The following is a 14498-nucleotide window of genomic DNA, read 5'->3' as shown; positions in this document are numbered from 1 at the left end:
GGTAGCGTTTCGAGGAATCGACCATACACCGTATGGTTCAGCTCCTCGAGATAGGTCTAGCCATGAACACCACGCGAAACCCGGCACGGCTCACCGCACGCCGGGTGGGGGTGCTCATGTTGAGCGCCTTCCTCCTCTACGGCATCGGCAGCACGCTCGCGACGAGCGCCGCCGCTCCCGCCGCCACAGCCGGCGCCGCAAGCCTCCTCCTGACCACCGGTGCGGCGATGATGCTGCTCAACTCCGCCGCCGTCATCGCCATCGGCGTGCTCATGCTGCCGATCCTTCGGCCGCGCGCCCCGATCATCGCGATCGGCTACCTCGCCACCCGCATCTTCGAGGGCGTGGTGCTCGCCATCGGCGTCGTCAGCCTGCTCACGCTGTCGGCGGGCGCCGTCGCCGGCAACTTCCTCGCCTACAACGTCGCCATGGCCGGGCTCGGCATCGGCAGCCTCTTCTTCTGCGCCGCGCTGTTCCGGTCGCGCCTCGTGCCGCGCTTCCTCGCCGCGTGGGGCTTCGTCGGCTACGCGTCGTTCGCGCTGGGATGCGTGCTCGAACTCCTGGGGTTCGCCGGCGCCGGCCTCGTGTCGACCATCCCCGGCGGGCTCTTCGAACTGTTCTTCGCCGTCTGGCTCATCGTGAAGGGCTTCAACCCCGCGGCGATCACTGCACCGATCGCGCCCGTTGCCCTCAGCACGTTCGTGTCGCAATCATGACCGCCGCGACGGCGGTCGGGCCCGGTTGGACGGCCGAGCGGATGCCGCGGCTCGACGGCGCGACCATCATCGTCACCGGCGGCAACAGCGGCATCGGCCTCGAGGCCGCACGCGCGTTCGCCCGGCACGGAGCGCACGTCGTGCTCGCTGTCCGTGACGAGCAGCGGGGCCGGGATGCCGCGGCGAACCTCGAGGGATCCACTGAGGTTCGCCGGCTCGACCTGGCCGACCTCGCGTCGGTGCGCCGGTTCGCCGCCGCGTGGACCGGCGACATCGACATCCTCGTCAACAACGCGGGCGTGCTCATGCCACCATTCGGCCTCACGAACGACGGCTTCGAGCTGCAGTTCGGCATCAACCACCTCGGCCACTTCGCGCTGACCAACCTCCTCCTCCCGCACATCACGGGCCGTGTCGTGACGGTCGCCAGCGGTGAGCACCGAGCGGGCACGATCGACTTCGACGACCTCAACTTCACGACCCGGCGATACGGCTGGGGTTCGGCGGCCTACGGGCAGTCGAAGCTCGCGAACCTGCTCTTCACGCTCGAACTGCAACGGCGCCTCGACGCCTCGGGATCACCCATTCTGGCGACCGCTGCGCATCCCGGCATGGCCGCGACCAACCTCGGGTCGAGTTCGAAGAAGAACCCGATCCTGAACGTGGTGGCGAAGGTGGCCGTGCGCCTGTTCGCGCAAGATGCCCCGAGCGGAGCCGCCCCCACCCTCTACGCGGCGACCGAGCAGATGCCCGGCGCCGGCTACGCGGGCCCGGGAGGCCGCCGGGAGATGACCGGGCCGCCGGTGCTCGTCGGCCGCTCCGATGAGGCCGCGGATGCCGCGACCGCCGCACGACTCTGGGCGGCGTCCGAAGAACTCACCGGCATCGGCTACCCCCTGTAACGCCGCACCGATATCCACGGCGCTGCGGTCGCCGCTCGGCCGGCGAGCGCGGACAATGGGGACCTGGTCGAAATCTCGGATGAGAATTCGAGCGAGGCCCGCTCACCGCACGTGACCGAGCTTCTTCGGATTCCCGACGCCGTGGATGGCCGAGATCCGGTCATCGGCGAACTCGAGCGCGAGCACCGAGACGACCCGACCTCGGCGGCGAACGACGATGCCGGGTTCGGCGTTGACCTCCGCGACCTCGAAGTCGAGCCCCCGCCCGCCCACACCGTCGAGGAACTGCCGAGCAACCGTCTCGGCCCCGACGACCACCTCGGTCGGCGCGTCAGGGAAGACGCCGCCGGAGTCGAAGTGGCCGGTCGCATCGGCGGCGAGCACCGCGACCAGTCTGTCGATGTCGCCGTCGGATGCCGCGGCGGCGAATCGCTCCGAGAGCCGGCGGGCGGCGGCGGGGTCGACGGCGAATCGGGCCTCGCCGTGCGCGCCGATCCGCTTCCGGGCGCGTGACGCGGCCTGCCGCGCGCTCGCCGGGCTCACGCCGAGGACGTCGGCGATGCGGTCGAAGCCGAGGTCGAAGACGTCGTGGAGCAGGAACGCCGTCCGTTCCGCGGGGGTGAGCTGTTCGAGCACGACGAGCAGCGCCATCCGCACCGAATCGTCGAGGGTGACGCGGTCCTCGGGCAGCGTCCGCTCGTCGGTGACGATCGGTTCCGGCAGCCAGGGCCCGACGTAGGCGCGACGGGAGTGCTCGTGCGCACGCAGCCGGTCGATCGCGAGCCGTGATGCGACGGTGATGAGCCACGCCCGCGGCTCGTCGAGCGGCGGCGCGTCGGGCTCATTGTCGCGGGCGAGCAGCCGGAGGTAGGTCTCCTGGGTGACATCCTCGGCCTCGGCGACGGAGCCGAGCGCCCGATAGGCCACGTCGCGGACGACGTGCCGGTGCGCGGTCCACAGGTCGGCGAATTCGGTCATGACAGGAAGACGATCCACCAGCGGGGAATGTGACGCAAGCCCGAGATCTCGCCGAGATGTCACAGATGCGCTGCGTCATCCGTTCTCACTGCATGAACGAGACCTCCCATCAGTCCCGAGTCCCCGACACGCGAGTCGCCGGCGCACCGCCCCGCCGACTCGTGAACGCGACAGCGCCGATCGCACGCGCCCTGGCGGGTCGCCGCTGGGTGCCGCTCTGGGCGCTCATACGCCACCGCGGGCGCCGGAGCGGCACCGCCTACGAGACGCCGATCGCGGTCGTGCCGACGACGGATGCCTCCATCGTGATGATCGGTCTGCCCTGGGGCGCGAAGACCAACTGGGCGCGCAACGTCGTGGCGGCGGATGGCGCGTCGCTCCGGTGGCGGGGCCGCGACGTCGAGCTCGTGCATCCGAGGATCGTCGACGGCGCGGAGGCTGTGGGATTCGCGAAGGCCCCGTTCCGGCCGTTGCTCAAGCGGTTCCCGGCGGCGATCGTGTTCCGCCGGGGGTGACCGACGGGAGCGCTCGTCGACTGAACAGCCTTCGCAGGTCGTCCCATCCGAACCCGCCGGGCTCAGGATGTCCCCGCGAGCGCGCGCACCGCTCGCTCGATGACGGGACGCACCTCGAGTTCGGGGTCGACGGTGAGCCGGTGCAGTATGAGTCCGTCGCTGAGGGCCATGAGGGCGCGCGCTGCGGGCACCGGGTCGGGCATGCCCGCGTCGACGATCAGCCGGTCGGTCCATTGTTCGAACTCGCGACGCTGGCGGCGCATCGGCGCGAGGAGTTCGTCGTCGGCGGCGAGCTCGAGAAACAGCGCATAGCGCGCCCGGGTGCGCACCGCGAGCGGACCGGTCTGCATGAGCAGCACCGTGCAGAGTCCTTCGATCAGCGTCTCGGGGGTCGGTCGCTCGACGATCGATGGATTGAAGTCGGCTCGTTCGTGCTCGGCCATCCAGTCGACGACGCCGGCCAGCAGTGCCCGTCGGGTGCGGAACCAGTTCGAGGTCGACCCTGCGGGCAGCCCGGCCCGTTCGTCGACGCGCGCGTGACTGAGCGCACGCACACCGTTGGTGCCGAGCAACTCGACCGCCGCTTCGAGCGCACGCTCCTTCGTCGCAGCCAATGGACGCCTTTCGACCCACGTTGACTACGACCATAGTTCGGGTTCAGTCGGTTCGCTGCATCCAGTCGAGCGTGAGCCTCGCGACGGCGTCTGGTGCGTCGTCCGGAAGGAGCTTTCCTGCATCGTCGACGAATGCGAATTCGACGCGGTCGGCGAACCGTTCCGGCTGTGCGCAGAGGCGGCGCATGAGCGGCTCGTTGAATCGGGTGTCGACCCGACCGAACGCGAAGAGTGTCGGGACGGTCAGTCGCATCCGCTTGTACACGCCGCGGCTCAGGCGCATCGACTCGGGGATCACCATGCCGCGGTAGAGCGCCCGCACCGCCTGATCGATGTCAGGACATTGCATGGGTGCGAGGTGGGCGTCGATGGTCGCATCCGGCGTTCGCCTCGCGTTGTATTGATCGGCCCACACGCCCCGCAGCGAGCTTCCCGGGCGATGCCAGAGCAGCGTCGGCATGTGCCGGAACGCAGCGACGAGTTTCGGGCTGAACGAGATGAATCCGGGCGGCACCGAGAGCTGCACCGCCCGCCGAACACGTTCGGCGTGGGTGTAGGCGAGTTGCATCGCGGTGATCGCGCCCATGTCGTGGCTGACGACGTGTGCACGTTCGATGCCGAGAGCTTCGAGGATGGCGAGCAGGTCGTGCATTCGCGTTTCACGTTCGATGCCGGGTCGGTCGGCTTCGGTCCAGCCGGCACCGCGCAGGTCGAGGCAGATCACGCGGTAGCCATGTTCGGCGATCCGGGGTGCGACCTCGTGCCACTGCCACCAATGCTGTGGAAAACCGTGCAGCAGCACGACGGGATCACCGTCGCCGACCGCTGCGACGTGAGAGCGCACGCCGGGTGTGTCGATGAGGAGGTGATCGAAGCCGGGCGCGTCGGGGAGTGGCGGCGTCCAATCCGCTGTCTCGGCGGTGGAAACGTGAGGGTCGGGTGCACGCATGACGACTCCTTCGTCAGGGCGGTTGAATACTATGTTTATAGTAGACCCGCCGCGACGCAGGTGTCCATAGCTGCTCCGGTCGGGAACGGTCAGGTGATGGCGAACGCCGTCTCGGTGAGCCGCTCGGAGATCCGCCAGATCCGCGTCGCTTCATCGGTGCTGCGCAGCGGCGGGTACAGCCGTTGTTCGGCGGGCGGGCCGCCGAGCTGGCCGAACCCGCGCGGCCCGTACAACACGCCGCCCTTGGCCGCGGGGTCGGTCGCGGCCATCAGCGCGGGCAGCTTCGCGGTCTCGACGGTGCCCATCAGGATGCCGCGAGCCGAGAGCGCCCGGATCAACCGGACCGCCGGAGTGTCCTCGTTGCGGTCGAGCTCGGGACGCGCGGCGAGGAGGTTCGTGGGGGCTACTCCGGGATGCGAGAGATTGCTGGTGATGCCCCACCCTTCGGCCTGGCTGCGACGGTCGAGTTCGAGGCCGAACAGCCCGAACGCGATCTTGGACTGGCTGTAGGCGCGCTGCCCGTGGTAGCTGCGTTCCCAGTTCAGGTCGTCCCAGTTCATGCCGCCACGACGCGCGGCGATACTGATCTGCGACGTCACGCGGGCGCGACCCGCCTGCAGAAGCGGGAGAAGATGCGCCACCAGGGCGAAGTGGCCGAGATGGTTGGTGCCGAACTGCAACTCGAAGCCGTCCGAGGTGACCTGCCGGTCTGGCGGGGTCATGACTCCGGCGTTGTTGACGAGGATGTGGATGGGGTGTCCCTCCTCGCGGAGGGTGTCACCGAGGGCAGCGACCGATTCCAGCGACGACAGGTCGAGGCTGCGCAGTGAGACCCGGGAGGCCGGCACGCTCTGGCGGATCCGCGCGATCGCGGCCTCGCCCTTGCGGGGGTTGCGGACCGGCAGGATCACCTCTGCGCCCGCGGCGGCGAGCCGCTCGGCAATCCCCAGGCCCATTCCGTCGCTGGCGCCCGTGACGAGCGCGCGCCTTCCAGCCAGGTCAGGGACTGCGATGTCGATCGTTCCTCGTGGCATTGGTCTCCTCCTCGTTCGTCGGTGAATCCACGGTCGCGCGTTCCCGAGGGCTGATCCAGTGACTCCCGATCCCCGGCTCGCGAGGCCCTCCTTCAGCCGCAGGGTGGGACGCCCGATCCGTGGTTACGGTCGACCAGGGGCGGTAGAAACGAAGCAGCACCGCGAGATGAGGGTTCACCATGATCGATCGCGCCGGGTTGGCGGAGTTCCTCCGAAGCCGTCGAGAGGCGCTGCAGCCGGAGGATGTCGGCCTCCCGCGTGGCCCCCGCAGGAGGACCAACGGGCTGCGTCGCGAGGAGGTCGCGACGCTGTGCCACATGTCGACCGACTACTACTCCCGCCTGGAACGTGAACGCGGACCGCAGCCGTCGAGCCAGATGCTCGCGTCGATGGCGCTGGGGCTGCACCTCTCGCTCGACGAACGCGACCATCTCTTCCGCCTCGCGGGACAGAACCCGCCCGCCCGCGGCGGAGCCGGCGCGCACATCAGCCCCGGCCTGCTGCGCATCCTCGACCGCCTGAACGACACGCCCGCCGAGATCGTCACCGAGATCGGCGAAACGCTGCGGCAGACCCCGATGGCCGTGGCGCTTACCGGCGATACGACGAGGTACACGGGCCCGGCCCGCAGCGCGGGCTACCGGTGGTTCACCGATCCAGCCGCGCGCGATCGCTACGCCCCGGAAGAGCATGCGTTCCTCACCCGGATGTACGTCTCCGGTCTGCGCGAGATCGTCACGCTCCGTGGCCCGGACTCCCGGGCTGCGCAGCTCGCCGACCTGCTCCTGACGCAGAGCGAGGAGTTCCGACGCGTCTGGGACGACCACGAGATCGGCATCCGCCCCCGAGACGTCAAGCACTTCATCCACCCGGAGGTCGGCGCGCTCGAACTCACATGCCAGAGGCTGATCGACCCCGACCAAGCACACTCGCTGCTCGTCTACACGGCCATCCCGGGCAGCGAGAGCCACGAAAAGCTGAACCTCTTGTCCGTCATCGGAACGCAAGCGCTCGGCTGACGGCCCCGCCGGCCCGCGGAGCTTCGGTCGTCGGTATCAACGGAACGGATGTCTCCGCACCGACCGATCATCCCCGCCCGCGCCGCCCGAACACCCCGGCGAACAGGGCGTGCAACAGCGGGATCACCGACACCGCGATGAGCACGCCGCCCCACACCGGCTCGTCGACGCGAAGCAGGATGCCGCCGATGAACACGCCGACGAACAGCACCGCCGAGGTGATGCGCCGGGTCGTGCGCTCGAGGCGCGCCACCCGCTGCTCGAGTCGCGGCGAGTGCGCGACGAGGCGCCCCTCCTCGACCCGGTCGGCGAGGGCGTCGAGGCGCTGCGGCAGCCGCGCGACCGTGCCCGCGTAGGTCAGCGCCTCCTTGCCGAGCGCCTGCACGAAGTTGCCGCGCTCGTCGCGCAGGAGTTGGTTGGCGTAGGGCTCGACGGCGTCCCACATGTTGAACTCGGGGTCGAGCGAGCTGCACAGACCCGAGGTCAGTGACATCGAACGGATGACGAGGAGAAAGTTCTCGGGCAGCTGGAACGGCAGCGCCCGCATCGTCTCGCCGAACTCGATCGCGAAGCTGCGGAGCTCGCGCTCGTCGACCTGTTGCAGCTCGGCGAGGCCCATGCCGCCGAAGCGCGCGAACAGGGCGGACATCGCCCGCTCGAGCTCCTCGGTGTCGGCCGACGGCAGCAGGATCCCGACCCCGCGGATGCTGTCGACCAGGCGTTTGCCATCGCGCGCGGCGACCGCGAGCAGCAGCTGCTGAAGTCCGCGCCGCAGTCCGTCGGGCACCTCGCCCATCATGCCGAAGTCGATGAAGGTGAGCCGCCAGCCAGGCGATGCCGCAGCGGGGGAGGTGGAGGGGGACGCCGGCACCGCGGCATCCGTCACCGAATACCCCGGCACCGCGGCATCCGCCAACCGCTCGACCGGCGTGACGAAGATGTTGCCGGGGTGCGGGTCGGCGTGGAAGAAGCCGTCGCGGAAGAGCTGGTCGAACATGACGGCCGCGAACTGCTTCGCGACCGCCTTCGGGTCGATGCCAGCCGCCAGCAGGGCCTCGCGGTCGTTGATCTTGATCGCCGTCACGTCGGCGAGCGTGAGCACGCGGCGCGTGGTGCGCTCCCAGACGACTTCGGGCGCGGCGACGCGCGGGTCGCCGGCGAAGCTCGCGGCGAACCGCTCGGCGTAGCGCGCTTCCTGCAGGTAGTCGATCTCTTGGAGGCTCGTGCCCGCGAACTCCTCGACGAGCGAGGGCAGGTCGACGTGGTTCGCGACGAACCGCACGCGGCTGAGCCATCCGGCGACGCGCCGCAGCGCCTTCAGGTCGACGGCGACGATCGTCTCTATGCCCGGTCGCTGCACCTTGACGACGGCCTCGTCGTAGCCCATGTCGGCGGCGTCGATGGGCGCGAGGCGGGCGCGGTGCGCCTGGCCGAGGGATGCCGCGGCCAGCGGCGTCGGGTCGAACGACGCGTATGCGCGCTCGAGCGGCACGCCCAGCTCGGCCTCGGCGAGGCGCTGGATCGCGTCGAACGGTACGGGCGGCACCTCGTCCTGCAGCCCGGCGAGCTCCTTCGTGATCTCGGGCGGCAGGATATCGAGGCGCGACGAGAGGTACTGCCCGACCTTGATCATGAGGCCGCCGAGGTCGACGGCGAGCACGTGGAACCGCTGGGCGATGCGGGTCAGCCGCGCCGCGCGCCCGCGCGCGACGAACTTCGACAGTCCGACGCGCGGCAGCACGAGCTCGAACCACCACGTCTGCACGATGTATCGCGCGGCGAACCGCAGGATCCGCCGGTAGCGGGCGCGCGTATTGCCGACGCTGGGCGCCGAGTCGCCTCGACGCCCACGTGCCGTTGCCACCGAGGTCAGTCCTTGGCGAGGATCGAGTACAGCCGACGACGTGCCTCATCGAGCACGTCGACCGCCTCCTTCACCTGCTCGGACGTGCCCGTGCGTCCGACCTGCGCCGCGGCCTGGGCGAGCTCGAAGCCGGCCTTCCCGAGCGAGCCGGCGGCGCCGGTGTCGTGGCTGCGGCCGCTGCCTGCGGTCGGCCAGGGCGCCGGGCGGTCGCCGGATGCCGCGACCTCGGCGCGTCCCAACTCGGTCAGCGTGTACGTCTTGCGCCCGTTCGACTCCTCGGCGCTGATCAGCCCCTCGTCGGCGAGCAGCTGCAGCGTCGGATACACCGAGCCCGCGCTCGGCTTCCACGCGCCCCCGCTGCGCTCGGCGATCTCGCTGATGATCTGGTAGCCGTGCATCGGCTTCTCGGCGAGCAGCGCGAGCACCGCCGCCCGCACATCGCCCTTGCCCATGCGCGGCGCGACCTTCTGCTCGAACATGCCGCGGAGCTGCTCTACGGCCTCCCACAGGTTCGGGCCGGGGTTGCCGCCCTTGCCCCAGCCGCTCGAGGAGCCGCCGAAGCCGCCGCCCATGTACGAATCGCTCATGATGACCTCCCTGAACCGGGGCCCTGATCGGGTCTCGACGATATGTCAACGATATATCGTTGGCCCATTTCGCGATAGACCTCGCCCACCGAGATGCACTCGCGATTCCCCGAGTCAAGCGGCTCGCATCACCGCGAGGCGGCGCATAGGGTCGGATCTCGGTTGCCCATCGACGTTCCCAAGGAGGCCGGCCATGACTCACCACCGCATCGTGGTCATCGGCGGGGGGAACTCGGGGCTCTCGATCGCCGGGAGGCTGCACCGGAACGGCGTCGATGACGTGGTGGTGGTCGAGCCTCGCGAACAGCACCGCTTCCAGCCCCTGTTCTCGCACGTGGCCGGTGGAGTTGCTCGCACCAGCATGGCGATTCGCTCGCAGGCCTCCGTCATGCCCGAAGGCGTCGGGTGGATCCAGGAGGCCGTCGTAGATCTCGAACCCGACTCCGGCACCGTCGTCCTCGAGTCAGGTCGTCGCGTCACGTACGACCATGTCATCGTTTGTCCGGGGATGCAGCTGGAGTGGGACCGTGTGCCCGGCCTCACGGCCGCACTGCGAACACCGTCGGTGGCATCGCACTACGAGTTCGAGCTCGTGCCGAAGGCGTCTCGGCTCCTGCGCGACCTGCGCAGAGGAACCGTCGTCTTCACGCAGCCGCCAGGGCCGGCGAAGTGCGCCGGTGCGTCGCAGAAGCCGATGTACCTCGCATGCGACTACTGGCGCGCGAAGGGAGTGCTGAGCGACATCCGCGTGGTGATGATCGTGCCGGATCCGACGGTGTTCGGGATCCCTGAGATCGATCGCGAGCTCGAGCGGAAGATCGCGGAGTACGGCATCGAGCTCCGATGCGGAGCGGAGCTGCGCTCGGTCGACGGAGAGAACCGCATGGCCGAGATCGGCCCCGTGGGCGGCGGTCCCAGCGAGCGCCTGCACTACGACGTGCTGAATGCCGTGCCACCCCAATCGGCCCCAGATTGGCTGAAGTCGACCAGTCTCCCGGTCGCCGGTGATTCTGGAGGGTTCGTCGAGGTCGACCCCGAGACGCTCCGGCACGTGCGCTACGACAACGTCTGGGCGCTCGGGGATGCCGCGGCAACCCGCAATTCCAAGTCGGGCGGCGCCCTGCGGAAGCAGACCAAGGTCCTGGCCGAGAACCTGGTCGCCGTGCTCGACGGGAAGGAACCCGCTTCTCGCTACGACGGCTACACCGTCTGCCCGATCACGGTCTCACGCTCCACGGTCGTCTTCGCCGAGTTCGACGACCAGTACAGACTGAAGCCCACCATCCCGTTCTGGAAGTCCCTGTCGCGCGAGCGCCGCCTCTCCTGGATCTTCGACCGACACATCCTGCCCTGGGTGTACTGGCACATGATCCTCAAGGGACGCGCCTGAGAGCGCGGCGTCCATCTTCGTGGACTGCCGCCACGCCCGCCAAGACACTGTCGCGATACGCGGGCGAACCGCAGGATCCGCCGGTAGCGGGCGCGCGTGTTCCCCACATCGGGCATCCTGCCTGCTGGATGCCGACGTGTCGAGGGCACCCGGTCAGTCCTGCGCGAGGATCGAGTAGAGCGGCCGGAAGCACGGTGGTCGGCTTCCCATCGGATTCTCGGGAATTCGAGTCGATCGCACCTGCGACGCGTGACCGAACGGACGAAGGGCGGCCGGGAGGAGTCCCGACCGCCCTGCGGTGCCCGTCCCGACGTGGTCACCCGCCGAGCAGGCTCAGCACGAGTCGAATCGAGAGGGCGACGACCGAGACGAGTCCGATGACGCCGATGAGGTTCTGCCACCACCTGTTGCGCATCTCGCCCATCAGGCTGCGGCGATTGGCCATCACGATGATGAGCACCGCGAGCAGCGGGGCGACGAGCACGGTGAGCGCCTGGGCGATGACGATGAGCTGCACCGGCGCCTGCTGGAAGATCAGCGCGACGGCCACGCCGAAGGCAAGGATGGTGCCGCTCACGATCTTCGCCGTCTTCGATCCCGACGACGCGCCTCGGCCGAGCCCGTCGGAGAGCATGGTCCCTCCGGCCGTCGCATTGGCGATCATCGACGAGAAGGCGGCGCCGAAGAACCCGAGCGCGAAGAGCGTGGACCCGACCGGGCCGGCGAGCGGCTCGAAGATCCCAGCCAGGGCGACGATGGTCGTCGCGGCCTCGCCGGTCGACCCGAGCACGGCGGCGGCGACGATGATGACGAGCGAGGTCATGACGCCGGGCGCGACGATGCCGGGGATCGTGTCGACGATCGTGACGTCGCGGTACTGCTCCTCGGTTCGACCCCGCTCCTTGGTGCCGTAGGAGGTGTAGAACGCGGCGTTGACGCTGAAGTTCGTTCCGACGAGCGCGACGATCAGCAGCCACGCGCCGTCGGGGGCCGTCGGGATGAGCCCGGCCGCGGCATCCGCCCAGTCGGGGTTGGCGAGGAAGGCGCTGAGCACGAACGCGACGGCCATGGCCGCGACGATGACGATCAGCACCTTCTCGATGACCCGGTAGACGTTGCGGAACAGCAGCAGCGACGCCACCGCGATGGTGCAGATCACGGTCCACATGATGGGTGCGCCGCCGAACAGCATCGACAGGCCGAGGCCGGAGCCGACCGCATTGCCGACCGAGAACATCAGGGTGATGAGGAAGACGCCGATGCCCGCGAGCACCCCGACGGGCTTGCCGAGGTGGTCCTTGATCGAGGCGATGAGCGAGACCGGCGACTTGATGCCGAGCCGAACGCTCATGTCGGTGAGGAAGATCATGAGGATCGTCGAGACGACGATGACCCAGATCAGCGTGTACTGGTAGCCGCTGCCCGCCTGCACGGCGGTCGTGAGGTTGCCGGGGCCGAACTGCCACGCGCCGGCGACGAAGGCCGGGCCGATCAGCGCGAGCTGCTGCCAGAACGAACGGCGCCGGCCGCTCGATTCGACGATGGCGCGCATCGACTCGGTCGGGACGCGGCCGTATCCGGTGCCCGGGGTGGTGGAGGTGTGGCGGGTCTTGGTGCGCTCACTCATGGCGAGCCTCCTTCTTCGGAGTGCGGCGTCCTGCCGCTCAGTCGTCATTGACTCGGGTGCCGCACTTCGACGGCGCCGATCCTACGCCTCATCGACGCGATCGGTGGGGGTGGTGGGGGCCGGACGTCGCCGGCCCGCGCCACCCGGATCAGACCGTGACGGCGACCTTCTCGAGACCGGCCGACGCGAACGCCGCGGCGATCTCGGCGTCCGCGCCATCCGGCAGCGGCAGCAGCGGGGTGCGCACGGTGGCGTGGTCGAGGATGCCGCGCTGCACGAGGCCCCACTTCAGGGCGACGGTGCCCTCCATGTGCGAGCCGCGGTGGTACACATTCTTCGTGACGGGCAGGAGTCGCTCGTGGATGGCGTGGGCGCGCGGGTAGTCCTGCGCCTTGCCGGCCTCGATGAGCTCGATGAGCGCCTCGGGAGCGATGTTGCCGTAGCCGACCAGCAGGCCGTCGACGTCGAACATCGTGGGCAGCAGGTACTCGTCGTGGCACGAGAGGATCTGCAGCTCGGGATAGGCGGCGCGCAGGGCGGGGATCTCCGTGTACCAGCGGCGCATGTTGCGCACGCCGTTCTTTGTCGCGAACACGCCCTCCTGCCCGGCGATCTCGAGCTGCGTGTCGAGGTCGTACGTCGCCTTGGTGTTGTCGGGGTACTGGAACAGGATGAGCGGGAGGCCGCTCGTCTCGTAGATCTCGCGGTAGCGGCTCTGCGGAGCGCCCTGCTGATAACCGAAGCGCAGCCAGCCGTGCGACGGGTAGACGAGTCCGGCGGTCGCGCCGGCCTCGCGGGCTCGCTCAGCCTCGAGCGCGGCGACCTTGTTGCCCTCGCCGGTGATGCCCGCGATCACCGGAACCCGGCCATCGGTCGAGTCGACGAACGCGCGGATCACATCGAGCTGCTCGTCGATCGTCAGGAAGGTGCCCTCGCCGGCGTGGCCGAGCACGACGAGGCTCTTGACGCCGTCGATCGAACCGAGCCATGAGCCCAGGCGCTGGATGGCGGCGAAGTCGATGTCGCCGTCGGTGGTGAACGGGGTCACGGGGGCGGGGTTCAGTCCGCGAAGGTCGAGTGTCATCGTTCGACTCCTTGTCTTTCTCTTCGTCGAGACCCGCTGGATGAAAACGTTATCGGGAACGATTGCGGGAACGTTTGCAAGTATGCTGTACGACATGAGCGGATGTCAACACCGAATTCCGGATGCCGCGCGCCCCGCGCCGCTCGGAGCCGTGGTGCTCGGGTCGGTCGCCCGTAGACTCGCGATGGCAGGAGGTGCAGGGTGGAGCGCACGCACGCCGGGGCGCCGGTGACGCTGAAGGATGTCGCGAAGGCATCCGGCGTCAGCGTCTCGACGGTCAGCCGCATCCTCGATGACCGCACGCCGGCCTCGCGGAGCGAGACCGCGCAACGCGTGCGCCGCATCGCCGAGGAGCTCGGCTACCGCCGCAACGTCTTCGCCTCGAGCCTCCGCCGTGGCGCGACCGCGACGATCGGGGTGCTCGTGCCGCGGCTCACCGACACCGTGATGGCCCTCATGTTCCAGGCGATCGAGGGGGCCGCAAGCCGCCGCGGGTACTTCGCCGTCGTCGCGACCTGCGGCGATGACCCCGTCGACGAGCGCCGCGCCACCGAGACGCTGCTCGACCGCAACGTCGACGGCGTGATCCTCGCGACGGCGCGGCTCGACGACGAGCTCCCCGCGTCGCTCCGGGCACGAGACATCCCGCACGTGCTCGCGCTGCGCACCGACCGCATCAGTCCGTCGTCGCTCGGTGACGACGAGACCGGGGGATACCTGGCGACGCGTCACCTGATCGACCTCGGCCACCGCGACATCGCGATGGTCACCGGCCCGTGGTTCACCTCGAGCGCGCGCGATCGCCGCGCCGGCGCCGAGCGAGCGCTGCGGGAGGCGGGGCTCGCGGTCGACGACTCGCGCATGGTCTCAGTCGGCTACGGCATCGACGACGGCATCGAGGCCGGGACCCGCTTGCTCGACCGCGCCGACCGCCCGACGGCGGTCTTCGCCGCGAACGACAACCTCGCGGTCGGCGTGCTCACGGCGGCGAGCGGTCGCGGGCTGCGCATCGGCACCGACCTCTCGATCGTCGGCTACAACGACATCCCGCTCGTCTCGCGACTGCCCGTGCCGCTCAGCTCCGTCCGGACGCCGTTCGAGCAGATCGCGTCGACGGCGCTCGAGCTGCTGCTGTCGCCGCGCGAGGGGGGCAGCGACATCCGGATGGCGTTGCCGACGCTCATTCCTCGAGCCTCGACGGCGCCGCCGGCGGGCTGAC

At 69.5% G+C, this 14498-nt stretch carries 14 protein-coding genes; 6 read left to right on the top strand and 8 right to left on the bottom strand.

What is annotated here, in order from left to right:
- Positions 1-62 precede the first annotated feature (62 nt).
- A complete protein-coding gene (locus tag EV187_RS03585) occupies positions 63-716 on the top strand; it encodes a DUF4386 domain-containing protein (protein ID WP_130351629.1) in 654 nt (217 codons plus the stop codon).
- Positions 713-1618 carry an oxidoreductase gene (locus EV187_RS03580; protein WP_130351628.1) on the top strand — a complete coding sequence of 302 codons (906 nt, stop codon included), beginning with the start codon at positions 713-715 and terminating at the stop codon, positions 1616-1618. Before EV187_RS03585 ends, EV187_RS03580 begins: the two co-directional genes overlap by 4 nt.
- Before the next feature lie 102 nt (positions 1619-1720).
- Here the strand turns inward: EV187_RS03580 and EV187_RS03575 are convergent, their stop codons facing one another.
- Positions 1721-2596, bottom strand: a complete 876-nt coding sequence (locus tag EV187_RS03575) for a sigma-70 family RNA polymerase sigma factor (RefSeq protein ID WP_130351627.1) — start codon at positions 2594-2596, stop codon at positions 1721-1723.
- Positions 2597-2688: 92 nt separating this feature from the next.
- Between EV187_RS03575 and EV187_RS03570 the strand changes: the two genes are divergently transcribed.
- Positions 2689-3111 carry a nitroreductase family deazaflavin-dependent oxidoreductase gene (locus EV187_RS03570; protein WP_165391093.1) on the top strand — a complete coding sequence of 141 codons (423 nt, stop codon included), beginning with the start codon at positions 2689-2691 and terminating at the stop codon, positions 3109-3111.
- Positions 3112-3173: 62 nt separating this feature from the next.
- Here the strand turns inward: EV187_RS03570 and EV187_RS03565 are convergent, their stop codons facing one another.
- From EV187_RS03565 to EV187_RS03555, 3 genes are all read right to left on the bottom strand, one after another.
- Positions 3174-3725, bottom strand: a complete 552-nt coding sequence (locus EV187_RS03565) for a TetR/AcrR family transcriptional regulator (protein WP_130351625.1) — start codon at positions 3723-3725, stop codon at positions 3174-3176.
- Between the two features lie 43 nt (positions 3726-3768).
- Positions 3769-4674, bottom strand: a complete 906-nt coding sequence (locus tag EV187_RS03560) for an alpha/beta fold hydrolase (RefSeq protein WP_130351624.1) — start codon at positions 4672-4674, stop codon at positions 3769-3771.
- 89 nt (positions 4675-4763) lie between these two features.
- Entirely contained in the window at positions 4764-5708 is a 945-nt protein-coding gene (locus EV187_RS03555) for an SDR family oxidoreductase (protein WP_130351623.1), read from the bottom strand.
- A gap of 179 nt (positions 5709-5887) precedes the next feature.
- Here EV187_RS03555 and EV187_RS03550 point away from each other — a divergent pair, with 179 nt between their 5' ends.
- Positions 5888-6727, top strand: coding sequence for a helix-turn-helix transcriptional regulator (locus EV187_RS03550; RefSeq protein ID WP_130351622.1), 840 nt, complete (start codon positions 5888-5890; stop codon positions 6725-6727).
- A 67-nt stretch (positions 6728-6794) separates the two neighbouring features.
- On the opposite strand, the gene EV187_RS03545 is transcribed toward EV187_RS03550, so the two are convergent.
- Together EV187_RS03545 and EV187_RS03540 are read right to left on the bottom strand one after the other, a co-directional pair.
- On the bottom strand, positions 6795-8591 hold the full coding sequence (locus tag EV187_RS03545; protein ID WP_130351621.1) for an ABC1 kinase family protein: 1797 nt from the start codon (positions 8589-8591) through the stop codon (positions 6795-6797).
- Between the two features lie 5 nt (positions 8592-8596).
- Positions 8597-9178: a PadR family transcriptional regulator gene (locus EV187_RS03540; RefSeq protein WP_130351620.1), complete on the bottom strand. Its 582-nt coding sequence runs from the start codon at positions 9176-9178 to the stop codon at positions 8597-8599.
- A gap of 193 nt (positions 9179-9371) precedes the next feature.
- On the opposite strand from EV187_RS03540, the gene EV187_RS03535 reads away from it, so the two are divergent.
- Positions 9372-10568, top strand: coding sequence for an NAD(P)/FAD-dependent oxidoreductase (locus tag EV187_RS03535; RefSeq protein WP_130351619.1), 1197 nt, complete (start codon positions 9372-9374; stop codon positions 10566-10568).
- A gap of 316 nt (positions 10569-10884) precedes the next feature.
- Here EV187_RS03535 and EV187_RS03530 read toward each other — a convergent pair whose 3' ends face one another.
- The gene (locus tag EV187_RS03530) at positions 10885-12195 is read right to left on the bottom strand and encodes an Nramp family divalent metal transporter (RefSeq protein ID WP_130351618.1); all 1311 of its coding nucleotides are present in this window, start codon (positions 12193-12195) and stop codon (positions 10885-10887) included.
- A gap of 148 nt (positions 12196-12343) precedes the next feature.
- Positions 12344-13279, bottom strand: a complete 936-nt coding sequence (locus EV187_RS03525) for a dihydrodipicolinate synthase family protein (protein ID WP_130351617.1) — start codon at positions 13277-13279, stop codon at positions 12344-12346.
- Positions 13280-13480: 201 nt separating this feature from the next.
- Here EV187_RS03525 and EV187_RS03520 point away from each other — a divergent pair, with 201 nt between their 5' ends.
- On the top strand, positions 13481-14497 hold the full coding sequence (locus EV187_RS03520; protein WP_130351616.1) for a LacI family DNA-binding transcriptional regulator: 1017 nt from the start codon (positions 13481-13483) through the stop codon (positions 14495-14497).
- The last annotated feature ends 1 nt before the right edge of the window (position 14498 follow it).

This window comes from Agromyces ramosus, assembly GCF_004216665.1.
GTDB lineage: Bacteria > Actinomycetota > Actinomycetes > Actinomycetales > Microbacteriaceae > Agromyces > Agromyces ramosus.
The sequence above is the reverse complement of the archived record's forward strand: the minus strand, read 5'-3'. Positions and strand labels throughout refer to the sequence as shown.